This is a genomic window from Microbacterium aurantiacum, from assembly GCF_040532595.1.
In the GTDB taxonomy this organism is placed as follows: domain Bacteria; phylum Actinomycetota; class Actinomycetes; order Actinomycetales; family Microbacteriaceae; genus Microbacterium; species Microbacterium chocolatum_B.
The window spans coordinates 1170790-1194121 of the sequence record NZ_JBEVYX010000001.1; the positions used below are offsets into that span (position 1 = coordinate 1170790).

A 23332-nucleotide genomic window follows, 5' to 3' on the forward strand; every position below is an offset into this window, starting at 1 on the left:
CGCGCTCCTCAGGTCTGAAGAGCGAGTGAGTCGAACAGGCGCGGCGGCCAAGGGCGCGGACGCGAACTCAGTGACGCTGCGCCGGAGCCGCCTCCTCCGAAGCGCCGGCTCCCGCGGGCGCGCCGAGCGCCCCGGAACGGCGCCGTGCGACGACTCCCACGACCAGGAAGGCGACGGCGAGCACGAGGGGCACGCCGGTGCGGAGGACGAGGGTGGTCCCACTCCACTCCTCGACCACCCCCTGCGCCGCGGTCCCGCCGACCACGTTCCAGGTCACCAGGAGCGCAGCTGCGAAGGCGCCGGCGTAGATCGTCCCCGTGCGGTGGAACAGGTACGTCGAGAGCAGACCCACGACGGCGAGCACCGGGATGAACGGGTAGGCGACGATCGTCAGGAGGGACTCGTTCGGGAACGCGAGCTGCCCCGAGACGAAGAGCGGAACGTACAGCACCATCTCGAGCACGATGAACCCTGCCGGGAGCACGATCGCATTGGCGATCATCTCCGCGCGGAGGGACGTCTGCCTGCCCGTCCAGCGCAGCGAGGTGTGCAGGCTGAACGCGAGGGTGAGGAAGAAGATCGCGAAAGGAACGAGGTACACGAGGAACTGACCGAACTTCGCCGCGTCGAGAGGCTGCAGCTGGAGCACGTAGAAGCGGAAATCGCTCGTGAAGAGCCAGTCCGACAGCACGACCAGGAGGTAGGCCGCACCGACGCTGGCGAGCGCGAGGACGGCCGCGCGGCCGATGACCGACGCGAGGGACACGACCCCGCCACCCGCCCCCAGGGCGCGCCCGGCCGCGGTATCGGAGGCCGCGGACCGACGCACCGCCCGCGTGACGGCGTAGATCACGAGGCCGATGACTCCGTTCAGCAGCGCCCAGATGACGATGCCCGTCGTGAAGGACTGCGCGAAGACCGGCCCCGCCGGCACCCACTGCGCACCCCAGGTGTTGAACCAGATGAACGTCAGAGCAGGGATGCCGGTCGTCACGGCAGCCGTGAGCAGCCACGGCCACCCCCACCGACTTCCTGCGGGCGTCGGGACGGGTCGGCGGATGCGGGAGAAGTACGGCGCACGCAGGAGCAGACCCGCGGTGGCGAAGATCGCCAGCACTCCGCCGATCATGGCGACGAGGGTGCCGATCTCTTTCACCCACCAGGTCTGCCCGGCGGCATCGCCCCCGCCGTCGAGCGTCGCGTCGAACCAGTCGATGATGTCCTGCGTCGCAGCGATGTCGTGGGTGGCCCCCGGATGATTCGTCATCGGGCGCACGAGCTCGCGAGCTGTTCCGTCCTCGATGGATCCGTAGAGCTCACCGGCGACGACGGGCTCATCCGTTCCGAAGAAGGTCATGAGCTTCTCGCTCTGTTCGAGCTCGTATGTGTTGGGCGAGTCCCACATGGAGCCCGAGAACTCCTCCCACTGTGCGAAGACGACGAGCGTGTTGCGCGGGAAGTCCGGCGTGCCGTCGGGCCCGAAGAACCCCGTGGCCGAATCCAGCAGAACCATCGATGTGTAGCCCTCGGGGAACGCCGCCGCCGCGTTCACGACGGTCGCCCCGCCGAGAGAATGGCCCGTGAGTCCGATGTTGTCGACATCGACGATGTCGAGCGATCGCAGGTATGCGAGACCTGCGGGGCCGTTGAATCCGTTGGCGAAAGCGGGGGCATCCGAACGCCCGTGGCCGGACTGGTCGATCGAGAGGACGACGTACCCGCGCCGGCTCAGTTCGATCGCCGGCGCCAACTGCATCTCGCGAGAGTTCACGTAGCCGTGGACGGCGAGGATCCCCGGCGCCGGGTTCTCTGCCGAGGCACTCTCCGGGACGTAGAGGAGACCGGACACCCTGTTTCCGTCGGCACCGATGAACGACGTCTCGCGGACGGCGACCGTGCCCGCAGAGGTCTGCGTGAGGGCGGCGACCGAGCCGCCGAGCAGTACCAGGGCGACCGAGAAGGCGAGCAGCGACCACAGTCGTGTGGCGCTCCGCGCGGGGGATGAAGACGCTCACTCGTGCGAAGACGTCACGGATACTCCTTTGTTCTCCGAGAGCCTCACAGGCGGGAGGTGGACGAAGTTGACGCGAACAGACCTTTCCTTGATCACAGCGGCCATCCTCGGCGCGTACGCGCATGCTTCTTGACTGACTTGGCCACACCTGGCGCAGCAGAACATCCGTCGCCGTTTTCCCGCGAACGGGCCGCGCCCACCTCGCGCGGCGACATAATCGGGGTCATCAGCGTCCCCGGTCGGCGGGGACGCGCGGTGGAAGGACAGTGCGATGACGGACGCGACCCCCCAGAACCCCCCGGCCCAGAACGACCCCTTCGCGTCGCCGGACGGCCCCGAAGGGCACTCGATCACCGACTGGACCGACCTCGGCCGGGAGATGTGGTCGTATCTCACGGGCCGCGGCGCCGCGGTGAACTACTCCTTCGTCGACATGACCGTCGAGGTGCCCCGCGACATCGGTCCGGACGCCCCGCGTGCGACGTGGAAGCTCAACGGCACGCTCCGCGTCACGACGAGCGACGACGTGTCGGCGGGGTCGGACGAGTTCCGGAAGTCCTGAGCCTCCGGCGATGATCCGCCTGGACATCGACCTCGCCCTCGCCGAGGTCGTCACCGGCGAGGGCGTGCCCTTCGAGGCCACGGTGCGCGCATCGGGCACCGAGGTCGTCGTGTACGTCAGCGATCCGACGCGACTGCCCGGCAACAGCCGCCGCTCCCTCCGCGACCTCGACGTCGTCGGCAAGGGGCTCGCCGAGCGCGGCATCTCGGTGCGCGTGGACGGACCGGACGGCCCGATCCTCGCGCTCGGAAACGTCCAGCGGAGCGCGGTGCAGCGCGCGATCACGGGGTCGTCGTACGTGCGCGTCGGCAGCCCGTCCGCGCTCGCCCCGCTCCTGCGACGCCGGAAGGAACGGGCGGCGACCATCATCGCTCCGCCCCCGACGACGATGCTGCCGCTCGCGCCGACGTTGAACCGCTTCGTCCAGCGACGCGTCACCACGACGCACTACGTCCCGGGGTCGGGCCGGCCGCGGCTGATCTTCGCGGTCGGCTCGACCACATGGGACGGACGCCGCCCGCGCGAGTTCGACCTCACCGCCGACCGAGTGACCATTGGGTCGGATGCCGCGTGCGACCTGGTGCTGGACGGCCTCGCCCCGCTCCACGCCGAGATCCGGCACGAACGGGGTGACGAGTACGTCCTGTACGCGATCGAGCAGGTCGGCGGGGGCAGCGCGCCCGAACCCGGCCGCCCGCCGGAGAAGCGACGTATCCTCCGCACAGGGGCGCGGATGGAGATGGGCCCGTGGCGGCTGGCGTTCTTCCGCGCGGAGTTCGCCGACCACGGCCGCCCCTTCGGCGGACGCCAGGGCGGCGAGTACGCGGTGCAACGACGGCAGAACCCGCGTCGGGTCACGCCCGGCACCGCCGGCACGGACGATCCGTCGCTCTACCCGCAGGGCTGAGCGGGACCCGCGCGACCGGTGACCCCGTCACCGGTCGCGCGGGGTCCGCTCGTGGGACGATGGCGGACGTGGCGAACTCCTCCTCCGGCGACTCGGTGACCGACCGGCTGGTGCGCGTGCTCGAGACCTTCACCCCCACCCGGACGGCCCAGACTGCGGCGGAGATCGGGCGCCGCGCGGGCCTGCCGAGTTCGAGCGCGCACCGGATCGTCGGGGAGCTCGTGGACAGCGGCCTGCTCGAACGGGATGACGACCGGCGCGTGCGGATCGGGATGCGGCTGTGGGAGCTCGCCACCCGCTCCTCGCAGGCGCTGCGCCTCCGGCAGTCCGCGATGCCGGCGATGGAACGGGTCCAGGCGCGGATCCGCGAGCACACGCAGCTGGCGATCCTCGAGCAGGACGAGGCGCTGTTCCTCGAGCGGCTCTCGGGCCCGGCATCCGGCTCCAACGTCACTCGAGTCGCCGGGCGCCTGCCCCTGCACGCCTCGTCGTCGGGCCTCGTGCTTCTGGCCTTCGGCGAGCACGACCTGCAGGAGCGGATCCTCGCCTCTCCTCTGCCGCCGCTCACGCGCGAGACGATCACCGACCCCGCGGCGCTCCGCCGGAAGCTGGCCGAGGTGCGCTCTCTCGGCCATGCCGTCGCCCGCGGATTCATCGAAGCCGTCTCCACGGGGGTCGCCGTGCCGGTACGCGACGAGACGGGCCAGGTGGTGGCGGCGCTGTCGGTCGTGCTCCGGCGGGACGCCGCGGTCGAACCGGCCCTCATCGAGCTGCACGCGGGCAAGCGCGAGATCGAGCGCGCGCTCGGCTTCCGCGGCTGACGACGCCTCGGTCCACACGCGCGCACTGAGGGAAGAATCCCGTTCAACGGGAGCAGCCGGGCGCCTCCGGCATCCCCCTCCGCACAATGGGCCCATCGTCCCGGAGTCGAAGGAGACACCCATGACCGCCGCCCCCACCGCCGTGCGCACGCAGGTCGCCATCGTCGGCGCCGGACCCGCAGGCCTCCTCCTGTCGCACCTTCTCGCCGAGGCCGGCATCGACTCGGTCGTCGTCGATCAGCGCACGCGCGAGGAGATCGAGACCACCATCCGCGCCGGCATCCTGGAGCAGGGCACCGTCGAGGTGCTCGACCGCCTGGGTGAGCACAGCCGCGCCCGCACGGTCGGCAACCGGCACGACGGCATCGAGCTGCGCTTCGAGGGCGCGGGTCACCGCATCGACTTCCCGAGCCTCACCGGCCGGAGCGTCTGGCTCTACCCCCAGCACGAGGTGCTCAAGGACCTCATCGCCGCGCGTCTCGCCGCGGGACAGGACCTCCGCTTCGGTGTGAGCGTCGACGGTGTCGACGGGGTGGATTCGGACCGGCCTGTGGTGCACGCCCGCACCGCCGACGGCGGGGCGCTTGAGATCGCGGCCGACTTCGTCGTCGGCGCCGACGGGTCCCGCAGCGTCGTGCGTGCCGCGGTGACCGGGTCCAGCACCGGCGGCCACTTCCGCGAATACCCGTTCGCGTGGTTCGGCATCCTCGCCGAGGCTCCGCCGAGCGCCGAGGAGTTGATCTACTCCAACTCGCCCGACGGCTTCGCCCTCATCAGCCAGCGGAGCGCGACCGTTCAGCGCATGTACTTCCAGTGCGACCCGGATGCCGATCCGAACGCCCTGAGCGAAGAAGAGGTGTGGGAGAACCTGCAGCGCCGCGTCCCCGGGACGACGCTGAAGGAGGGCCCGATCTTCCAGCGGGACGTGCTGCGCTTCCGGAGCTTCGTCGCGTACGAGCTGCGGCGCGGCCGTGCGGCGATCGTCGGGGACGCCGCGCACACCGTCCCGCCGACGGGCGCGAAGGGCATGAACCTGGCGGTGGCCGACGTGGTGCTGCTGAACCAGGCGCTGCAGGCGCTGATCCTCCGCGGCGAGGAGCACCTGATCGATGCGTTCGCGGAGACGGCATCCCGTCGCATCTGGAAGGCGCAGCACTTCTCGTGGTGGATGACCTCGATGCTGCACACCACGGACGAGGCGACGCCCTTCGACCGCCGCCGTCAGGTCGGCGAGCTCCGCAGCGTCGTGGAGTCCGAGGCGGGCATGACCTACCTCGCCGAGGCGTACACCGGGTGGCCGCTCGCGTCGATGGACTGAGCGGGTCCCGCGCGGAGGATCAGGCGCGGGCGACCGCCGCGACGGCGGCGAGCGCCTCGCTGTGCCCGCCGGTGAAGCTCAGGCTGTCACCGGTGACCAGGCTGAGGATCACCATCGACATCACGAACCCGATCGACGCCATCATCACCGCGGTGGCCCCGACGGCCACGAGCACTCGAATGTCCATCCCCCCATCTTGCCCTCTCACGAGCCGGGTCGGACGGCCTGGCCGCGCTTGGCGCGCTGGATCTGCTCGTAGATATGCGTGCGCAGCTCGGTGAAGCGAGGAAGCGCGCGCGTGGTGATCTGGTCGCGATCGGCGTCCAGATCGATCGCGATGTCCTCCTGCACCCACGTCGGCGACTTGGACAGCACGACGACCCGCTCGCCGAGGTAGACCGACTCGTCGATGTCGTGGGTGACGAAGAGGATCGACATCCCGCGGTCGAGGTGCAGGCGCCGCACGAGATCCTCGAGGTCCGCGCGGGTCTGCGCATCCACGGCGGCGAAGGGCTCGTCCATGATGAGCACCTCCGGCTGGTACGCCACCGCGCGCGCGATCGCGACGCGCTGCTGCATGCCGCCGGACAGCTGCCACGGGTAGCTCGAGTCGGCGTGGTCGAGCCCGACCGCCACCAGGGCGTCGTCGACGAGGCGCGTGCGCTCGGTGCGCGAGAGCTTCTTGTGCTTCAGCGGCAGCTCGACGTTGCCCCGCACGGTGAGCCAAGGGTAGAGGCTCCGCCCGTACTCCTGGAACACCAGCGCCATGTTCTCCGGCGGTGCCGTCACGGCGCTGCCGTCCAGCTCGATCCTCCCGGCGGTGGGGCGCAGGAGTCCCGCGATGCACTTGAGCAGGGTCGTCTTGCCGCATCCGGAAGGCCCCACGATGCAGACGAGCTCGCCGCGACGCATCGTGAAGCTGATGTCGCCGATCGCCTCGACGTCGCCCGTGGACGCTTCGTAGACCTTCTTGAGGTTCTCGACCTCGAGCAGCGTGTCAGGCACGCTCCACCTCCTTGATTCCGTGATACCAGCGCAGGACGCGGCGCTCGACGACACCGAAGACAGCCGCGAGCAGGACGCCGATGAGACCGAGCAGCAGGATGCCGCTCCACATCTGCGCGATGAGGTAGTTCCTCTGGAAATAGACGATCTGGTAGCCGAGCCCGGAGGAGGAGTAGAACATCTCCGAGATGACCATCAGGATCAGCGCGATCGACAGCGCCTGGCGGACCCCGGCCATGATGCGCGGGCTCGCGGCGGGGAGCACCAGGTAGCGCAGCTGCTCGGCGCGGGTGAGGGAGAACGATCGCGCCGTCTCCGTCATCACGCTGTCGGTCGCCCGCACGCCGTCGATCGTGTTCAGCAGCACCGGCCAGATGGCGCCGACGACGATGACGGTGATCTTCATCGCGTCGGTGGGTCCGAGGAGCACGGCGATGACCGGGATGAGCACCGGCGGGGGCACGGCGCGGAAGAACTCCAGCATCGGGTTCAGCAGCTCGCGGAGCCACCGGACACGACCGATGACGATGCCCGCTCCGATGCCGACGGCGATGGAGAACAGCACCCCGAAGAAGAGGCGTCCGAGGCTCGGGAGGACGTCGTTCCACAGCCGCGGGCCGATCCAGGTGTCGACGAACGCCTCGACGATCGTCGCCGGCGGCGGGAAGAAGCGCTCGGGCGACACCGTCGCCCACACTCCCCAGATGACGACCAGGAGAATCGGCAGGCCGAGCGCGTACGCGGTGTTCTGCCCGATGGTCGCCCAGACGCGTGAGCGCTTGCGCGGCACGACGACGGTGCTCGTGTACAGGGTCACAGCACGTCCTCCCCTCGCACCGACTGGTGCCAGCGCAGCGCGCGGCGCTCGATGAGACTGAACACCCCGTTGATGAGGATGCCGAGGATGCCGGTGACGATGACGAGCGCGTACAGCTGCACGTAGTCGCCGGCGGACTGGGCGAAGATGATCGCGCGGCCGAGTCCCGGGTTCCCGATCGTCATCTCCGCCGTGACGGCGAGGATGAGCGCCACAGCCGCCGCAAGACGCACACCCGTCATGAGGTACGGCAGGGCGGTGGGGAGCACGAGGTTCCACAGACGCGAGGCGGGGGTCAGACCGAAGCTCCGCGCCGTGTCGCGCGCGACGGTGTCGATGTCGGCGACCCCGTAGAGCACCTGCACGAACACCTGCCAGAAGCTCGCGAAGACGATGATGACCAGCGCGGCCTGGAGCTGAATGCCGAACATCAGGATCGCCAGCGGGATGAGGGCCACCGAGGGGATGGGGCGGAGGAACTCCACGGTTGTGTGGGTCGCGCGGCGGAGGAACGGCACGAGGCCGATGACCGTGCCGAGGACGGTGGCCAGCGCCACGGCGATGACCAGGCCGATGGCCCACGCGGTGAGGGTCCGGCCGATGTTCCGCCAGAACTCGAGGTCGAGGGTGTCGAGGGCGAGCCGGCCCAGCACCTCGCTCGCCGGCGGGAAGAAGGCGGGGTTGATCAGCCCGAGGGTGGGGATGAGCTGCCAGGTGAGGAGGAAGCCGGCGATGCCGGCGGCACCGAGGAGGGCTTTGCGCAACGCGCGATTCTGCCGTGGAAAGCGCTGACGGGCGACGACGGCCGGGGCATCGGCAGTGGCCATGGGGGGGTCCGTTTCGTCGGCCGGGAAGCGGCCGGTGTCGGTGCGGAAAAGGTGGGCGGCGCCGGCGATGCGGGAAACCTCGAGGGAATCCCGCATCGCCGATCCTCGCTACTGCTGCTGGACCAGGCGGTCGAAGTCGGGGAGCGCGTCGAGCACTCCGAACTCCACCGCGAGGTCGGCCAGCGCCTCGAGGTCGCTCACGATGATCTCGGAAGTGAAGGTCGGCAGCGTGATGCCCGCCGCCGCTTCCTCGGGGATGCCCATGTTCTCCACGATCGCCGCGCGGACCGCGTCCTCGTTCGCCATGGCCCAATCGAGGGCCTCGGCCATCGCCGCCGACCAGTCGGCGACGAGCTCGGGGTCGCTCTCGAGCATGTCGGCGGTGGTGATGTTGGTGAGCACCGTGAGACCCGGGATCGTCTCCTGATAGGGGTGCATGACCAGGTTCCCGCCCTCGGGCCCGGTGATGATCGACTGGAACGGGTCGGGAACCCACGCCGCGTCGATGTTCCCGGCCTCGAGCTGGGCCTGCGCGTCGGGGAACGCCACCTCGACGAACTCGATGGTGGTCGGGTCGCCCCCGGCATCCTGCACGGCCTTCATGATCGTGACGTCGCCGGCGGCACCGAGGCTGTTGACCGAGACCCGCTTCCCGGCGAGATCGGCGGGGGTGGTGATGCCGGAGTCGGCGAGCGAGACGACGCCGTTGACGTCCTTGCCCTCGGCGAGGCTGTTGGCGTAGTCGCCGATGATGACGATGCCGAGGTCCTGCAGGTCGGCGCGGAACGGACCGAACGGCTGGCCGATCGCGAACTGGATGTCGCCGCTGAGGAGCGCCGGGATCGCCTGGGCTCCACCCTGGGCGGGCACGACCTCGACGTCGAGGCCGTAGTCGGCGAAGATGCCCTCGTCGATCGCGGCCCAGAGCGCTCCGCTCTCGGCGATCGGCAGCGCCGCGACGCGAACCGACCGGTTCTCTGTCGCGCCGTCGCCGGCATCGGAGGTGGGGGCGGCGCCGGTGGGCGCGGCACCGGAGTCGGTACATCCGCTCAGGGCGAGTGCGGCCGCAGCCAGCACTCCCAGGGCTGCAAGAGTCTTCTTCATTGACGGGCCTCTCGTGGGGTGGATCGGCAGGATCGTCAACGCCCGGCGTCGCGGCGCCGGTGCCGTTGACATGGCCATCGTCCGTCAGACGTCCGTCATTGTCAAGGTTTTCGTGACGAGCGTCACACTTTCGATGAAGAATGGGTATGGTGTTCCCTGACACGGGGAGCGAAGGAGCATCCACATGACACTCGAAGGCAAGGTCGCCATCGTCACCGGCTCGGGCCGCGGTCTCGGGCTGGCGTACGCCAAGGAGCTGGCGCGTCAGGGCGCCGCGGTCGTCGTCAACGACATCGACGCGGCGGTCGCCGAGGCCGCCGCGGCGGAGATCACCGACGCGGGAGGACGCGCGATCGCCGTGGCCGCCCCCGTCGGACCCACCGAGACCGCCGAGCGCCTCGTCGCTGCGGCCGTGGAGGAGTTCGGGCGGCTCGACATCCTCGTCACCAACGCCGGCGTCCTCCGCGACACCGTGCTGTGGAAGATGAGCGACGACGACTTCGACACCGTCATCGACGTGCACCTGCGGGGCACCTTCACCTGCGTCCGCGAGGCGGCGTCGTACATGCGCGCCAACGAGATCGCCGGGCGCATCGTCTGCATCGGATCCCCCACCGGTCAGCGCGGCAACTTCGGGCAGACCAACTACGCCGCGGCCAAGGCCGGCATCGTCGGCATGGTGCGCACGTGGGCGATGGAGCTGAAGCGCGCGGGCATCACCGCGAACGCCGTCATCCCGGTGGCTGCGACCGCGATGACGGCGACCGTCCCCTACTTCGCCGCCGCCGTCGAGGCCGACGAGAAGGGCGAGCCGATGCCCGCCTTCTTCCGGCACGATCTCGGCTTCGGCACCGCGGACGACGTCAGCGGTCTCATCGCCTTCCTCGCCTCGGATGCCGCAGCCGGCGTCACCGGTCAGGCGATCGGCATCGGCGGCGACCGCATCCAGGTGTGGTCGCACCCCGAGCCCGCGCTCACCGCGTACCGGGACGGCGGCTGGACCGCCGATGCCCTCGCGGAGGAGTTCGCCCCGCAGCTCGCCGAGAACCTGCAGGGTGTCGGGGAGTCGTTCCCGCCGCTCCCCGACGAGCTCCAGCGCCCGGCGCAGTCCCCGGCCTGACCGGCACGCCATGGCCCGCTACGAACCCGCCCTCGACGTCGAGGCGCTGCAGGCGATCGACGTGCACGTGCACATCGAGATCGACGACCACGGTCACCACTCGCTGCCGGAGGACCTCGTGGCCGCGGCGAGCCGGTACTTCCGCGCCGACGGACCCCGGCCGGCTCTCGAGTCGATCGCGGAGCACTACCGCGAGCGGTCCATGGCGGCCGTCGTCTTCACCGTCGACGCGCACACCTCGCTCGGGCATCCGGCGATCTCCAGCGTCGAGATCGCCGAGGGCGCCGCGCAGCACGCGGACGTCCTGATCCCGTTCGGCTCGGTCGATCCGCATGACCCCGACGGTGTAGACACCGCACGCCGCCTCGTGGAGGACCACGGCGTGCGGGGATTCAAGTTCCATCCCACCGTGCAGCGCTTCGACCCGAGCGACGAGACGTACTACCCGCTGTACGCGGCGATCCAGGAGGCCGGTGTCCCCGCGCTGTTCCACACGGGGCAGACGGGAATCGGCGCGGGGATCCCCGGCGGACGCGGGCTGCGCCTCGGCCTGTCGAACCCGATCCTGCTGGACCCGGTCGCCGCTGACTTCCCCGATCTGCAGATCATCATGGCCCACCCTTCCGTCCCGTGGCAGGAGGAGGCGCTGTCAGTGGCGACGCATAAGGCGAACACCTGGATCGACCTGTCGGGGTGGAGCCCGAAGTACTTCCCGGCCGAGCTCGTCCGCTACGCCAACACGATGCTGAAAGACCGAATCCTGTTCGGCTCCGACTTCCCGCTGCTCACCCCCGATCGGTGGATGCGCGATGTCGCCCAGACGAACCTCACCGAGGCCGTGATGCCCGGCATCCTGAAGCACAACGCCGTGCGGCTCCTCGGCCTCGGGAACGGCGCGGACGGCGGCGAGTGACGTGCAGACGATCGTCGCGGATGCCGTCGCCGGCGTCGACCCGCTCGGATTCGCCGACGCGCACCTGAGCGATCCTGCACGGGCGGCCCTCCTGACCCTGCGCGAGACGCTCGAGCGGGACGTGGCGCCGCTCTTGGCCGATGCGTGGGATACGGCGACGATGCCGGCGGCGATCCTCGACGCCCTCGTTCCCCTCGATCTCATGGCGCCGGCAGGTCTCGACCCGGCCGCGGCGGACTCGAGCCTCTACTCCGGCTTCCGCACCTACGTCCTCGCCCGCACCGACGTGTCGGTCGCGACGCTCTACAACGCGCAGTCGGGACTGTTCCGCACGGCCGTCCGCCACGGCGGCTCTCCGGCGCAGGCGGAGCGATGGGATGCGGACATCCGCTCGTTCCGCACCCGCGGCGCCTTCGCGCTCACCGAGCCCGACCACGGCTCCGACGTCGCGCGGGGCCTGGCGACCACCGCCCGCCGAGACGGCGACGACTGGGTCATCGACGGCGCGAAGCGCTGGATCGGCGGCGCCGCCGGCGCCGACCTGCTGGCGGTCTTCGCGCGCGACACCGCCGACGGCGAGGTGAAGGCGTTCCTCGTCCCGACCGACGCGGCCGGGGTCGAGATCACCCCGATCACCGGCAAGATCTCGCTGCGTCCCATGCAGAACGCCCAAATCACCCTCACCGGCGTCCGGGTCGGCGATGACGCCCGGCTCGCGCGCGTGGACGGCTGGCGCGACGTCGCCGGGCTCCTCCGCCGCATGCGCTCGGACGTCGCGTGGATCGCGACCGGGCTTCAGGCGGGCGCCCTCGACGCGGCCCTCGCCTCAACGACCGCCCGCACGCAGTTCGGGCGCCCGGTCGCCGGGTTCCAGCTCGTCCAGGAGAAGCTCGCCCGCATGCTCGGCAACCTCACCGCCTCGCTCGGCGTGGTCGTCCAGCTCTCCCGCCAGCAGGATGCCGGGCACTACGCCGACGAGAACTCGGCGCTGGCGAAGATGCATACCGCTCGCCTCGCCCGCGAGACCGTCGCCCTCGGCCGCGAGGTCTGCGGGGGCGACGGCATCCTCCTCGATCACGACATCGCCCGCTTCTTCGCCGATGCCGAAGCCGTCTACTCCTACGAGGGCACGCACGAGATCAACGCGCTCCTGGTCGGACGTGCCCTCACCGGCAGCTCGGCCTTCGTCTAGACCGCACGACCACCGCATCGCCCCCGAACCGAAAGGCACACCATGACCACCATCGTTCGCTACGACGACGTCGCCGGCCTCGCCGACACCGATCTGGGCTGGACCGACTGGGTCGAGATCACGCAGGAGCGCATCGGCCTCTTCGCGGACGCGACGGATGACCACCAGTGGATCCACGTCGACCCTGAGCGCGCGAAGGACGGACCGTTCGGCGCCGCGATCGCGCACGGCTTCCTCACCCTCTCGCTCAGCGTGCGATTCTGGTCGGAGCTGTTCGACGTCGAGGGTGTGGGCACGAAGGTCAACTACGGCCTCGACAAGGTCCGCTTCGTCTCACCGGTGCCGGTGGGCTCGAAGATCCGCATGAACGCCGTCATCGCCGAGGTCACCGAGGTCCGCGGGGGGTACCAGTTCGCGGTGGACCAGACCATCGAGATCGAGGGCGGCGCCAAGCCCGCCGTCGTCGCGCGGGGCCTGTACCGCTTCTACGCCTGATCAGCTGCCGGACGTCACTCGAAGGAGAGGACCGTGCGAGACGAAGGAATCGGGCGGTGGCTACCGCGCCGCCGCCTCAAGGACCCCGCGAAACCCGCGCTGGTCTTCGGTGACGAGGTCATCACCTACGGCGAGCTCGCCGACACCGCCGCGCGGCTCGGCACCGCCCTCCGCGACCGCGGGGTCGCACCCGGCGAGAGCGTGGCGTTCTTCGGGGAGAACAGCCCGCACTTCCTGACCGTGATGTTCGCCGCCGCCCACATCGGCGCGGTCTTCGTTCCGGTCAACACCCGCCTCGCACCGCCCGAGATCGCCCACGTCCTTGCCGACTCGGGGGCGCGCGTAGTGGTGCACGAGCCGGCGGCGGTCGAGCGCATCGCCGCCGCCGCACCCGGGGTCGCCCGGGTGTCGGCCGACGAGCTCGCCGGGATCGCGGCATCCGTCGCCGAGGGCGAGACCCCGACCCATCTCGAGCCGCACCCGACGGATGCCGACGCCGCCGCCGCGATCATCTACACCTCCGGCACCACGGGGCGGGCGAAGGGTGCGGTGCTCAGTCACCGGAACCTCACCTCGGTCGCACTGAACACGATCATCGACTACGACGTGGTGTCCTCGGACATCGCGCTGATGATCTCGCCGCTCTTCCACGTCGCCTCGCTCGGCATGGGGGCGCTGCCGGTGCTCCTCAAGGGGGCCACCATCGTCCTCGAACCCGGGTTCGAACCCGGCCGGGCCCTCGGCCAGATCGCCCGGCACGGCGTGACGATGCTCTCCGGCGTGCCGACGACCTACCAGATGATGGCCGATCACCCGGACTGGTCGGCGACCGACCTGTCGAGCCTGCGCAAGCTCACGTGCGGCGGATCGGCGGTGCCCGAGCGGATCCTCAACGCCTACGAGCTGCGCGGGCTGTCGTTCTCGCAGGGCTACGGCATGACCGAGACCTCACCCGGGGCGACGTCGCTGTCGCCAGCGATGACGCGCCGCAAACAGGGCAGCGTCGGCCTCCCCCACTTCTTCACCGACGTGCGTGTGCGGCGCGAGGACGGGCACATCGCGGCGGCGGGCGAGATCGGCGAGGTGGAGATCGCAGGCCCCAACGTCTTCCTCGGCTACCACGGACTGCCCGAGGCGACGGCGGCCGCGTTCACCGACGACGGGTGGTTCCGCTCGGGCGACCTCGGCTACCTCGACGGGGACGGCTACCTCTTCATCGCGGACCGTCTGAAGGACATGATCATCTCCGGCGGCGAGAACATCTACCCGGCGGAGGTCGAGAACCTCCTCAGCGACATCCCCGGCGTCTCGGGCGTCGCCGTGATCGGCATGCCGGACGAGCAGTGGGGCGAGGTGCCGTGGGCCGTGGTGACGATGCGCGACGGGAAGACGCTCGACACCGCCGCCGCCCGCGCTCACCTGGACGGACGCCTCGCGCGTTTCAAGCTCCCCAAGCGCGTCGTCGTCGTCGACGAGCTCCCCCGCACCGCGTCGGGGAAGGTGCGCAAGGCCCAGCTGCGGGAGTCCCTCGCCTCGACCCTGTGAGCGGGCGCGGGGCGTTCGGGTGTCACTCGCCGCCGCCTCCGGCGACGCGCAGCGGCCGCTCCTGCCACCCGAGCGGATGCCGCGCCCGACGGGTCAGGCCCCGAGGCGCCTCCGTCGCACGGCGGGGGCGAGCTCGGGGCTGATCGCGGCGATGTGGGACCGCATCCGCTCCTCCGCTGCCGGCCCCAGCCCGTCGTAGAGCTCGGCGAAGCGCCGACGGACCTCCAGACGCGGCCATCCGGCGGGCAGGAGCTCGCGCGGGAGGCCCACGTCGATGCCGCGGAAGCGCTGCCACGCGAGCATGAGCCGGGAGCGCTCCGCGAACGCCTCTGACCCGGGAGCCCCGGGGGCGACACCGGCGACCGCGAGATCGTCGGCGAAGCAGTCGTACTCCTCGCGGGCACCCGCGACATCCCACGCCGCCTGCGGGCCGCCCTCGGTGGTCGTCTCCAGCCGCGCGCGCATCGCCGTGACGTCGCCGACCCCGGCGTCCCGCAGCTGCGCCATCGCCTCGTCCGCGGTGTCGCGGGGCGAGATCCACATCCCGTCGTACAGGGGTGCGTAGCCGAGCCACTTCAGCCGCGACCGCGCCGTGTGCCGGAGCGCGCGGCGGGACTCGGGGATCGAGAACGCCACGACGCTCCACAGGCCGTCCCACTGCGCCTCGACCTGGCCGAATGTGTCGAGCCACCGTGCTTCCTCCGCGATGATCGCCGCACCCCGCTCCGAGAGGCGGTGGGTGGTCCGGCGGCCGACGCGATCGCCCACGAGCAGCTCCAGCCGCGTGAGTCGCGTGAGGGTGGCGCGCGCGGCCGCCTCCTTGATCCCGAGGTCGCCGAGCGCTGAGACGAGGGCGCCCGAGGGGAGGGGATCGGGCACGTCCCACCAGTAGTCACCGAAGAGGGTGAGCACCTGTCGCGCGGGCGAGGCCCGCCGCACCGTCGCGGGAGAGGGGGCTGACACAGCCCCATCCTGCCACTGCGGATGCACCGTCAGAGCGGATACTGCCCGGGTTCGCGACGCAGCGTGATCCACCGGGTCTCGGTGAAGGCATCGATGTTGGCCTGTGCGCCGCCGTGCCGCGACCCCGTTCCCGATGCGCCGACACCGCCGAACGGCGCGTTCGCCTCGTCATTGACCGTCTGATCGTTGACGTGCACGATGCCGGAGGGGATGCGGGTCGCCATTTCGTATCCGGCGAGCGCATCCGCCGTCACGATGCCGAGCGACAGCCCGTACTCCGTGTCCGCGGCGAGGGCGACCGCCTCGTCGTCTGTTGCGAAGGACACCACGGACGCCACGGGGCCGAAGACCTCGTCGCAGTAGGCGGCGGCATCCTTCGGCGGGTTCGCGAGCACCGTCGGACGGTAGAACAGCTTCTCGTAGGTGCCGCCCGCCGCGAGCGTCGCACCCTGCGCAACGGCATCCCGCACGAGGGTGTGGACGCGGTCGCGCTGCACCTCGTCGATGAGGGGCCCCAGGTGCACCTGCCCCGCGGCGGGGTCGCCCACGTGCATCGCGTCGGCCTTGGCCGCGAGCTTCTCCACGTACTGACCGAAGAGCGACTCGTGGACGATGTGGCGCCCCACGGTCATGCAGATCTGCCCCTGGTGCAGGAACGCGCCCCAGGTGGCGAGGTTGACGGCCTTGTCGACGTCGGCGTCGTGCCGCACGATGAACGCCGAGTTGCCGCCGAGCTCGAGGTGCGCGCGGGTGAGGTGGCGCCCGGCGAGCTCGCCCACCGCCCGGCCGGCGCGCGTCGACCCGGTGAAGGCGATCACGCGCACGCGCGGGTCGGCGACCATGGCCTCGCCGACATCCGCGCCGCCGGGGACCAGCTGAAGGAGCCCGGCGGGAAGACCCGCCTCCTCGAAGATGCGCACCATGCTCACACCGCCGGTGATCACCGTGCGCGGGTCGGGCTTGAGCAGCACGGCGTTCCCGAGGGCGAGCGCGGGCGCGACGGCGCGGATGCCGAGGATGAGCGGGACGTTGAAGGGCGAGATGACCCCGACGACGCCGACGGGGATCTGCTGCGCGAGAGAAAGTCGGGGCTCCTCGCTGGAGAGGATCGAGCCGAGCGGGGCGGACGGGAGCGACGACGCCTCGTAGCACTCGGCGGCAGTGACGTGCAGGGCGAAGCCGGCGAGCGGGGGGATGGCCCCGACCTCGCGGACGTTCCAGCCCATGATCTCCTCGGCGTGCGCCTCCCACAGCTGCGCGGCCTTGCGAAGCACGGCGGCGCGGGCGGGGTGCGGCGTCGCCGCCCACTCCTTCTGCGCGCGGGCCGCGCCCTCGGCGGCGCGCGCGACGTCCGCGGGGCTCGCCATCCCCACCATCGCGAGCGTCTCCCCGGTCGCGGGCTCGACGGAGGCGGTCTCGCCCCCGCCGCCCGGCACCCACTCGCCGTCGATGTGGATGCGGCCGGCGAAGACCTCGGTGTCGATCAGGGACGGGGTGGCCTGTGCGGTGACGGTAGACATCGTTGTCCTCTCGTGGGCGTGCGTGCTCTGCCACTTCCACGATCCCACGGAGATCGCAATGTGTCTATGGACATTGCCTATGTACATAGGTAAAGTCCCTTTCGGGAGCGCGACGACGCGTTCCGACGGAGAGCGGAAAGGACCCCGGTCCGTGTCTGGACACACCCCCGCCGCCGATCCCGCGGCCGCCCTGGAGCTGATCGGCGACTTCTCGCTGGAGATGACCGGGAAGGACGTCCCCGGTCTCACGGAGGCGGCATCCGCGATCCCGCCCGGCACCAAGATCAACGTGACCTTCCTCGGGAACGAAGACCTCGACATGCGCGTGGCGGCGGCGAAGGCGGTCGCCGACCTCGGGTTCGTCCCCGTTCCGCACATCTCCGCCCGGAGACTGGCGTCGCAGGCGCAGCTCGAGGAGTTCCTCGTCCGCCTCGGCGAGGTCGGCGCGACCGATCGGGTCTTCGCTGTGGGTGGAGACCCCTCCGAACCCGAGGGACCGTACCCCGATTCCCTCTCGGTCATCCGCAGCGGCCTCCTCCAGGAGCACGGCGTGCGGGAGGTCTCGATCGCCGGGTATCCCGAGGGGCATCCGGACATCGCGACCGACGAGCTGTGGCGTCACCTGGAGGACAAGGCGGCGGCTCTCCGCGAACAGGGGCTGGATGCCGTGATTCTTACGCAGTTCGCGTTCGACACCGACCCCGTCACCGCCTGGATCGAGGAGGTGCGCGCCCGCGGCATCGACGCGCAGATCCGGATCGGCACGCCGGGCCCCGCCGGCATCAAGCGGCTCATCGGGTTCGCCCGGCGCTTCGGCGTCGGTGCGAACGCGATGATCGTGAAGAAGTACGGCTTCTCCCTCACCAACCTCATCGGCACCGCCGGCCCCGACCGGTTCGTCTCCGACCTGTCGGCGATGCTGGCGGAGCGACCGGCGTCCGGCGACGTGAAGCTGCACTTCTACACGTTCGGGGGACTGCTCGCCACGGCGGAATGGGTACAGCAGTACTCCGCCTCCCAGTCCGCGGCCCCCGGATCGTGAGGGGGCGCCCATGACCCTTCACACCGACGCCCTGCGCGATCACGCGTGCCTGATCGTCCACGGTCCCGACCAGCCCGGGATCGTCGCGGCGGTCTCCGCGCTGGTCAGCCGTCAGAGGGGCAACATCGTCGCGCTGGATCAGTACTCCGACGACGCGAACGGCGGCGCGTTCTTCCAGCGCGTCGTCTTCCACCGCCCCGACCTCGCCGCCGCGATGCCCGCGATCGAGGCGGATCTCGCCGAGACCGTGGGCGGGCTCGGGCTGGCGTGGTCGCTGTCGGACCAATCGGTCCCGAAGCGGATGGCGATCCTCGCGTCGACCTCCGATCACTGCGTGCTCGAGCTGCTGTGGCGCCACCGCCGCGGCGAGCTCCCCGTGACGATCCCCATGGTCATCAGCAACCACACCCGCATCGCCGAAGACGTCCGCTCGTTCGGCATCCCCTTCTTCCACGTCCCCTCGCAGGGGCTGGACAAGAGCGACGCCGAAGCCCGGATCGTCGAGCTGCTGGCCGGCAACGTCGACTTCGTCGTCCTGGCGCGATACATGCAGATCCTCTCCGAGGACTTCCTCGACCGCGTCGCGGTGCCGGTGATCAACATCCACCACTCCTTCCTCCCGGCCTTCGTCGGCGCAGCCCCGTACCGCAAGGCCCGCGAGCGGGGCGTGAAGATGATCGGCGCGACGAGCCACTACGTCACGAAGGATCTCGACGAGGGGCCGATCATCGAGCAGGACATCGCCCGCGTCGACCACGCCATGAGCGCCGCCGACCTCCAGGTCCGGGGCGCGTACGTCGAACGCGCCGTGCTCTCCCGGGCCGTGCAGTGGCACGCCGAGGATCGCGTCATCCGTCACGGCAACCACACGATCGTCTTCGCCTGACTCGGCCGGACCCGGTCTTCCCCGAACAGACACCGCCACACCCCGAACAGAGAGGTTCCCCTCATGGCCGACAACCTTCAGCAGCTGCTGGATCAGCGCAACGCCGTCGAGCTGCTCCGCAACTCGCCCATCGGCTCGTACATCTACCCCGTCGTCCCCGCCGACTTCCAGAACTGGATCAAGGAGCAGCGCGCGTGGCGCGAGACCGCGGTGCTGTACGACCAGTCCCACCACATGGACAACGTCTTCCTCCGCGGCTCGGACGCGATCCGGCTGATCTCCGACACCGCGATCAACTCGGTGGCGAACTTCGCGGTGAACAAGGCGAAGCAGTACGTGCCGACCACCGCCTCCGGGCACGTCATCGGCGACGGCATCCTGTTCCGCGAGGCCGAGGACGAGTACGTCTACGTCGGTCGCGCGCCGGCGTCGAACTGGCTGATGTTCCACGGCGAGACGGGCGGCTATCAGAACCTCGACATCGAGGTCGACCGTCGCTCCCCCTCCCGCCCCTACGGCGACGCGGTCTCGCGGAAGTACTACCGCTTCCAGATCCAGGGCCCGAAGGCGTGGGACGTCATCGAGAAGCTGAACGGCGGACCGCTGGAGAAGCTCGGCTTCTTCAACATGTCGACTATGCGCATCGCCGACATGAACGTCCGCACCCTCCGCCACGGCATGGCGGGCGCGCCGGGTCTGGAGATCTGGGGACCCTACGCCGATCACCACCGCATCCGCGACCTCATCGTCGAGGCGGGAGCGGAGTTCGGGCTCGTCCCGGTGGGGTCGCGCGCGTACCCCTCGAACACGCTCGAGTCGGGGTGGATCCCCTCGCCGCTGCCGGCGATCTACGACGGAGAGGCCGAGCGGGCCTACCGCGAGTGGCTCGGCGTCGACAGCTACGAGGCGACCGGCACGCTCGCGGGCTCGTTCGTCTCCGACGACATCTCCGACTATTACCTGACCCCGTGGGAGCTCGGCTACGGCTCGTTCGTGAAGTTCGACCACGACTTCATCGGCCGCGACGCGCTGGAGAAGGTCGACCCGGCCACGCAGCGCCGCAAGGTCACGCTCGCGTGGAACGCGGAGGACGTCACGAAGATCTTCGCCTCGCTGTTCGACACCGAGAACGACAGCTACAAGTTCTTCGACCTGCCGCTGGCGAACTACGGCTCGGCCAACTACGACGCGGTGACGGATGCCGGCGGCAGCGTCGTCGGCTTCTCGATGTTCACCGGCTACAGCGCGAACGAGAAGCGCGCCCTGTCGCTGGCGACCGTTGCCCCCGACGTGCCCGAGGGCGCCGAGGTCACGGTCGTCTGGGGCGAGCCGAACGGCGGCACGTCCAAGGCGTCGGTGGAGCCCCACCGCCAGCTCGAGGTGCGCGCCGTCGTGAGCCCCGTGCCCTACTCGACCGTCGCCCGCCAGACCTACCACGGCGGCTGGCGCACGGGGTACACCGCCTGACCCCCTCGATTCCGCCGTCCTCCGTCGATCGGGGAGGACGGCGGGATCGGTACGGTGGGGACGGGAGGAGAGCGATGAGCCTGCGATACGCGCTGCTGGCGCTGCTGCGCGTCGGCCCCCTGTCGGGCTACGACCTGCAGAAGCAGTTCTCGCAGTCGGTCGGGCACGTCTGGCATGCCCCTGACTCCCAGATCTACCCCGAGCTGCGCAAGATGGCGTCGGAGGGGCTCATCGAGCCCGAGGAGCAGACCCGCGGACGCCTGGGCACCCGCCGCGTCTACCACGTGACGGATGCCGGAGACCGCGCCTTCCTCGACTGGATGCGCGGCCCCCTCGACTACCAGCGCGTCCGCGACCCCGCCCACCTCCGCGCGGCCTATCTCGAGACGACGGATGCCGAGTCCGCGCGTCGCTTCCTCCGTGCGCACATCGCGCAGTGGGAGGCGGAGCTGGCGCAGTGGGAGCGGGAGATCGAGCGGATCGACGCCGTGGAGAATCCCATGCTGGTGCGGCGTCTCGCGGTCACGGCGGAAGAGGACCGCGAGCGCACGATCGCCTACAAGCGCTTCGCGTACGAGGGTCTCGTCGACCGCGCACGGGGAGAGATCACGTGGGCGCGCCGCGGGCTCGACCTGGTCGACCGGCTCGGCCGGTGAGCGGTGCGCCGAGCGCGTCGGGCGACCTCGCGCCTCGCCCCGCGACGTGGGCGCTGGTCACCACGGTGTGCCTTGTGGCGATCAACATGCGTCCGACGATCACCGCGGTCGGACCGCTCCTCGAGCAGATCGGCGCGGATACCGGGCTGACCGCCGCGACCCTGGGATTCCTCGGGGCCGTTCCGCTGCTCGTCTGGGCGCTCGTCTCGCCCGTCGCCCTCGCGATCAGCCGACGGTTCGGAATGTCGGCGACCGTCCTCGGCGCGCTCGCCCTCCTGGCGATCGGCACCGTGGTCCGCTCGCTCCCGGGGCCTGTGGCCGCGCTGTGGGTCGGAACCGTCCTCATCGGCGTCGCCCTGGCCCTCACGAACGTGCTGATGCCGGCGGTGATCAAGCGCGATGCACCCGCCCGCGTCCCCGCCCTGATGGCGCTGTACACCGCGCTCCTCGGCGGCGCGGGCGCGATCGCCTCGGGCGTCGCGGTCCCCGTGGCGAATGCGTCGCCGAGCCCCGGCGACTGGCGCCTCGCCTTGGCGATCACGGGCCTCGCCGCCCTTCCCGTCGCAGCGGGCGCGTGGGCGTGGTCCCGGCGCAACGAGCCGGGTCGCGGCATCCGTCCGGCACGGATGCCGGGGCGAACCGGAATCTGGACCGACCGTGTCGCGTGGGCGGTGGCCGGGTACATGGGGGTCCAGGCCACGCTGTTCTACATGACGCTGACGTGGCTCGCGGCGATCTCTACCTCGCTCGGTCGCTCGCCGGTCACGGCGGGTGTGGACGTCATGGTGTATCAGCTCGTGTCGATCCTCAGCTCGCTGGCGCTCCCGCTCGTCCTGCGCGGATCGATCCGCCGGTGGGTGCCCGCCCTCCTCCCCGTGCTCGCCGTGGTCGGGGTGATCGGGCTCATGCTCCAGCCCGCCGCCCTGTCTCTGTGGATCGTGCTGATCGGCCTGTCCTCGGGTGCGTCGCTCTCCATGGCGCTCACGCTCATGGCCGATCGGGCGCGCGATCACGACCAGTCCGCCGCCCTGTCGGGGATGGCGCAGTCGGTCGGCTACATCATCGCCGCGGCCGGCCCCGTCGCCTTCGGCCTCGCGTACGCGCTCACCGGCGGCTGGCTGCTCTCGCTCGGCATCCTTCTCGCCGTCCTCCTCGCGCAGATGGCGATCGGCGTCGCCGCCGGCCGCGATCGCCACGTCCTCACCCCCGCCCCCTGACCGCGAGGCACCGGGGGACCGGGTGCGGCGGCGCGAGGAGGGACTGGCAGAATCGAACAATGGCCGCGCACCTCCCGCACCTCGCACCCGACCACGCCTGCCTCATCGTCCACGGCACCGACCGCCCCGGCATCGTCGCGGCCGTCTCGGCGCTGATCACCCGGCACGACGGCAACATCGTGGCGTTCGATCAGTACTCCGACGACCCGGTCGGCGGCGACTACTTCCAGCGCGTGGTGTTCCACCGCACGAACCTCACCGCCGCGCTCCCCGAGATCGAGGCCGACCTCGCCCGCACCCTCGGCGACGGGTTCGATCTGCAGTGGTCGGTCACCGACCAGTCGGTGCCCAAGCGCATGGCGATCCTCGCCTCGCAGCAGGACCACTGCCTCCTCGATCTGCTGTGGCGCCACCGCCGCGGCGATCTTCCGGTGACCGTGCCGATGGTCATCTCCAACCACACGACGTCGGCCGAAGACGTCCGCTCCTTCGGCGTGCCGTTCTTCCACGTGCCGTCGGTGAAGGGCCCCGACAAGAGCGCATCCGAGGCGAAGATCCTCGAGCTGCTGCAGGGGAACGTCGACTTCGTCGTCCTCGCGCGCTACATGCAGATCCTCTCCGGCGACTTCCTCCGCGAGCTCGGGGTGCCGGTGATCAACATCCACCACTCGTTCCTCCCCGCCTTCATCGGCGCCGAGCCGTACCGCAAGGCCAAGGAACGCGGCGTCAAGCTCATCGGCGCGACCAGCCACTACGTCACGTCCGACCTCGACGAGGGCCCGATCATCGAGCAGGACACGGTCCGGGTCACGCACGCCGACTCGGCGGCGGAGCTCGCCCGCCGAGGAGCGGATGTCGAGCGCCAGGTGCTCTCCCGCGCGGTGCTGTGGCACGCCCAGGACCGCGTCATCCGTCACGGGAACCACACGATCGTCTTCTAG

At 70.6% G+C, this 23332-nt stretch carries 23 protein-coding genes; 15 read left to right on the top strand and 8 right to left on the bottom strand.

Annotated features, from left to right (window positions below; all coding sequences use genetic code 11):
• Positions 1-67 precede the first annotated feature (67 nt).
• Positions 68-1849, bottom strand: a complete 1782-nt coding sequence (locus ABXJ56_RS05545; RefSeq protein ID WP_353998717.1) for an alpha/beta hydrolase family protein — start codon at positions 1847-1849, stop codon at positions 68-70.
• Positions 1850-2285: 436 nt separating this feature from the next.
• On the opposite strand from ABXJ56_RS05545, the gene ABXJ56_RS05550 reads away from it, so the two are divergent.
• The 4 genes from ABXJ56_RS05550 (at position 2286) to ABXJ56_RS05565 (ending at position 5622) form a co-directional block, all read left to right on the top strand.
• A complete protein-coding gene (locus ABXJ56_RS05550; RefSeq protein ID WP_353998718.1) occupies positions 2286-2576 on the top strand; it encodes a hypothetical protein in 291 nt (96 codons plus the stop codon).
• A gap of 10 nt (positions 2577-2586) precedes the next feature.
• A complete protein-coding gene (locus ABXJ56_RS05555; RefSeq protein ID WP_353998719.1) occupies positions 2587-3483 on the top strand; it encodes an FHA domain-containing protein in 897 nt (298 codons plus the stop codon).
• A gap of 68 nt (positions 3484-3551) precedes the next feature.
• Positions 3552-4304: an IclR family transcriptional regulator gene (locus tag ABXJ56_RS05560; protein ID WP_353998720.1), complete on the top strand. Its 753-nt coding sequence runs from the start codon at positions 3552-3554 to the stop codon at positions 4302-4304.
• A gap of 121 nt (positions 4305-4425) precedes the next feature.
• The gene (locus ABXJ56_RS05565; protein ID WP_353998721.1) at positions 4426-5622 is read left to right on the top strand and encodes a 4-hydroxybenzoate 3-monooxygenase; all 1197 of its coding nucleotides are present in this window, start codon (positions 4426-4428) and stop codon (positions 5620-5622) included.
• Positions 5623-5641: 19 nt separating this feature from the next.
• Here ABXJ56_RS05565 and ABXJ56_RS05570 read toward each other — a convergent pair whose 3' ends face one another.
• From ABXJ56_RS05570 to ABXJ56_RS05590, 5 genes are read right to left on the bottom strand one after another with little or no spacing between them, the layout of a single operon-like run.
• Entirely contained in the window at positions 5642-5809 is a 168-nt protein-coding gene (locus ABXJ56_RS05570) for a hypothetical protein (protein WP_236967118.1), read from the bottom strand.
• 17 nt (positions 5810-5826) lie between these two features.
• A complete protein-coding gene (locus ABXJ56_RS05575) occupies positions 5827-6627 on the bottom strand; it encodes an ABC transporter ATP-binding protein (RefSeq protein ID WP_353998722.1) in 801 nt (266 codons plus the stop codon).
• Positions 6620-7444 carry an ABC transporter permease gene (locus ABXJ56_RS05580; protein WP_353998723.1) on the bottom strand — a complete coding sequence of 275 codons (825 nt, stop codon included), beginning with the start codon at positions 7442-7444 and terminating at the stop codon, positions 6620-6622. Before ABXJ56_RS05580 ends, ABXJ56_RS05575 begins: the two co-directional genes overlap by 8 nt.
• Positions 7441-8367: an ABC transporter permease gene (locus ABXJ56_RS05585; RefSeq protein ID WP_353998724.1), complete on the bottom strand. Its 927-nt coding sequence runs from the start codon at positions 8365-8367 to the stop codon at positions 7441-7443. Before ABXJ56_RS05585 ends, ABXJ56_RS05580 begins: the two co-directional genes overlap by 4 nt.
• A gap of 12 nt (positions 8368-8379) precedes the next feature.
• Positions 8380-9375, bottom strand: coding sequence for an ABC transporter substrate-binding protein (locus tag ABXJ56_RS05590; protein ID WP_353998725.1), 996 nt, complete (start codon positions 9373-9375; stop codon positions 8380-8382).
• A gap of 184 nt (positions 9376-9559) precedes the next feature.
• Here ABXJ56_RS05590 and ABXJ56_RS05595 point away from each other — a divergent pair, with 184 nt between their 5' ends.
• Genes ABXJ56_RS05595 through ABXJ56_RS05615 form a run of 5 tightly spaced genes read left to right on the top strand, consistent with a single transcriptional unit; the run spans position 9560 to position 14640 of the window.
• The gene (locus ABXJ56_RS05595; protein ID WP_353998726.1) at positions 9560-10495 is read left to right on the top strand and encodes an SDR family oxidoreductase; all 936 of its coding nucleotides are present in this window, start codon (positions 9560-9562) and stop codon (positions 10493-10495) included.
• Between the two features lie 10 nt (positions 10496-10505).
• Positions 10506-11408 (top strand): amidohydrolase family protein, encoded by a 903-nt coding sequence (locus ABXJ56_RS05600; RefSeq protein ID WP_353998727.1) that lies wholly within the window; start codon positions 10506-10508, stop codon positions 11406-11408.
• Position 11409: 1 nt separating this feature from the next.
• Positions 11410-12600, top strand: coding sequence for an acyl-CoA dehydrogenase family protein (locus ABXJ56_RS05605; protein ID WP_353998728.1), 1191 nt, complete (start codon positions 11410-11412; stop codon positions 12598-12600).
• Between the two features lie 42 nt (positions 12601-12642).
• Positions 12643-13095 carry a MaoC family dehydratase gene (locus tag ABXJ56_RS05610; protein ID WP_353998729.1) on the top strand — a complete coding sequence of 151 codons (453 nt, stop codon included), beginning with the start codon at positions 12643-12645 and terminating at the stop codon, positions 13093-13095.
• 33 nt (positions 13096-13128) lie between these two features.
• Positions 13129-14640, top strand: a complete 1512-nt coding sequence (locus ABXJ56_RS05615; protein ID WP_353998730.1) for an acyl-CoA synthetase — start codon at positions 13129-13131, stop codon at positions 14638-14640.
• A 93-nt stretch (positions 14641-14733) separates the two neighbouring features.
• Here the strand turns inward: ABXJ56_RS05615 and ABXJ56_RS05620 are convergent, their stop codons facing one another.
• Positions 14734-15603: a PaaX family transcriptional regulator gene (locus ABXJ56_RS05620; RefSeq protein WP_353998731.1), complete on the bottom strand. Its 870-nt coding sequence runs from the start codon at positions 15601-15603 to the stop codon at positions 14734-14736.
• Between the two features lie 29 nt (positions 15604-15632).
• Entirely contained in the window at positions 15633-17123 is a 1491-nt protein-coding gene (locus ABXJ56_RS05625) for a benzaldehyde dehydrogenase (protein ID WP_353998732.1), read from the bottom strand.
• 220 nt (positions 17124-17343) lie between these two features.
• Here ABXJ56_RS05625 and ABXJ56_RS05630 point away from each other — a divergent pair, with 220 nt between their 5' ends.
• The 6 genes from ABXJ56_RS05630 to purU (ABXJ56_RS05655) all read left to right on the top strand — a co-directional run bounded on the left by ABXJ56_RS05630 (position 17344) and on the right by purU (ABXJ56_RS05655) (position 23332).
• Positions 17344-18165, top strand: a complete 822-nt coding sequence (locus ABXJ56_RS05630; protein ID WP_353999970.1) for a methylenetetrahydrofolate reductase — start codon at positions 17344-17346, stop codon at positions 18163-18165.
• A gap of 10 nt (positions 18166-18175) precedes the next feature.
• Positions 18176-19051, top strand: a complete 876-nt coding sequence (gene purU, locus ABXJ56_RS05635) for a formyltetrahydrofolate deformylase (RefSeq protein ID WP_353998733.1) — start codon at positions 18176-18178, stop codon at positions 19049-19051.
• A 63-nt stretch (positions 19052-19114) separates the two neighbouring features.
• Positions 19115-20518 (top strand): vanillate/3-O-methylgallate O-demethylase, encoded by a 1404-nt coding sequence (gene ligM / locus ABXJ56_RS05640; protein WP_353998734.1) that lies wholly within the window; start codon positions 19115-19117, stop codon positions 20516-20518.
• A gap of 74 nt (positions 20519-20592) precedes the next feature.
• Complete coding sequence (locus ABXJ56_RS05645) at positions 20593-21174, top strand: PadR family transcriptional regulator (RefSeq protein WP_353998735.1); 582 nt, start codon at positions 20593-20595, stop codon at positions 21172-21174.
• Positions 21171-22391: an MFS transporter gene (locus ABXJ56_RS05650; RefSeq protein ID WP_353998736.1), complete on the top strand. Its 1221-nt coding sequence runs from the start codon at positions 21171-21173 to the stop codon at positions 22389-22391. The genes ABXJ56_RS05645 and ABXJ56_RS05650 overlap by 4 nt, the downstream gene beginning before the upstream one ends.
• 59 nt (positions 22392-22450) lie before the next feature.
• Entirely contained in the window at positions 22451-23332 is an 882-nt protein-coding gene (gene purU / locus ABXJ56_RS05655; RefSeq protein ID WP_353998737.1) for a formyltetrahydrofolate deformylase, read from the top strand.

What these genes read in the sequence shown, in the direction of transcription:
- ABXJ56_RS05550 (WP_353998718.1), top strand. Translation starts at nt 2,286, where the DNA reads ATGACGGACGCGACCCCCCAGAACCCCCCGGCCCAGAACGACCCCTTC.
- ABXJ56_RS05555 (WP_353998719.1), top strand. Translation starts at nt 2,587, where the DNA reads ATGATCCGCCTGGACATCGACCTCGCCCTCGCCGAGGTCGTCACCGGC.
- ABXJ56_RS05565 (WP_353998721.1), top strand. Translation starts at nt 4,426, where the DNA reads ATGACCGCCGCCCCCACCGCCGTGCGCACGCAGGTCGCCATCGTCGGC.
- ABXJ56_RS05570 (WP_236967118.1), bottom strand. Translation starts at nt 5,809, where the DNA reads ATGGACATTCGAGTGCTCGTGGCCGTCGGGGCCACCGCGGTGATGATG.
- ABXJ56_RS05585 (WP_353998724.1), bottom strand. Translation starts at nt 8,367, where the DNA reads ATGCGGGATTCCCTCGAGGTTTCCCGCATCGCCGGCGCCGCCCACCTT.
- ABXJ56_RS05590 (WP_353998725.1), bottom strand. Translation starts at nt 9,375, where the DNA reads ATGAAGAAGACTCTTGCAGCCCTGGGAGTGCTGGCTGCGGCCGCACTC.
- ABXJ56_RS05595 (WP_353998726.1), top strand. Translation starts at nt 9,560, where the DNA reads ATGACACTCGAAGGCAAGGTCGCCATCGTCACCGGCTCGGGCCGCGGT.
- ABXJ56_RS05600 (WP_353998727.1), top strand. Translation starts at nt 10,506, where the DNA reads ATGGCCCGCTACGAACCCGCCCTCGACGTCGAGGCGCTGCAGGCGATC.
- ABXJ56_RS05610 (WP_353998729.1), top strand. Translation starts at nt 12,643, where the DNA reads ATGACCACCATCGTTCGCTACGACGACGTCGCCGGCCTCGCCGACACC.
- ABXJ56_RS05625 (WP_353998732.1), bottom strand. Translation starts at nt 17,123, where the DNA reads ATGTCTACCGTCACCGCACAGGCCACCCCGTCCCTGATCGACACCGAG.
- ABXJ56_RS05630 (WP_353999970.1), top strand. Translation starts at nt 17,344, where the DNA reads ATGACCGGGAAGGACGTCCCCGGTCTCACGGAGGCGGCATCCGCGATC.
- purU (WP_353998733.1), top strand. Translation starts at nt 18,176, where the DNA reads ATGACCCTTCACACCGACGCCCTGCGCGATCACGCGTGCCTGATCGTC.
- ligM (WP_353998734.1), top strand. Translation starts at nt 19,115, where the DNA reads ATGGCCGACAACCTTCAGCAGCTGCTGGATCAGCGCAACGCCGTCGAG.
- ABXJ56_RS05645 (WP_353998735.1), top strand. Translation starts at nt 20,593, where the DNA reads ATGAGCCTGCGATACGCGCTGCTGGCGCTGCTGCGCGTCGGCCCCCTG.
- purU (WP_353998737.1), top strand. Translation starts at nt 22,451, where the DNA reads ATGGCCGCGCACCTCCCGCACCTCGCACCCGACCACGCCTGCCTCATC.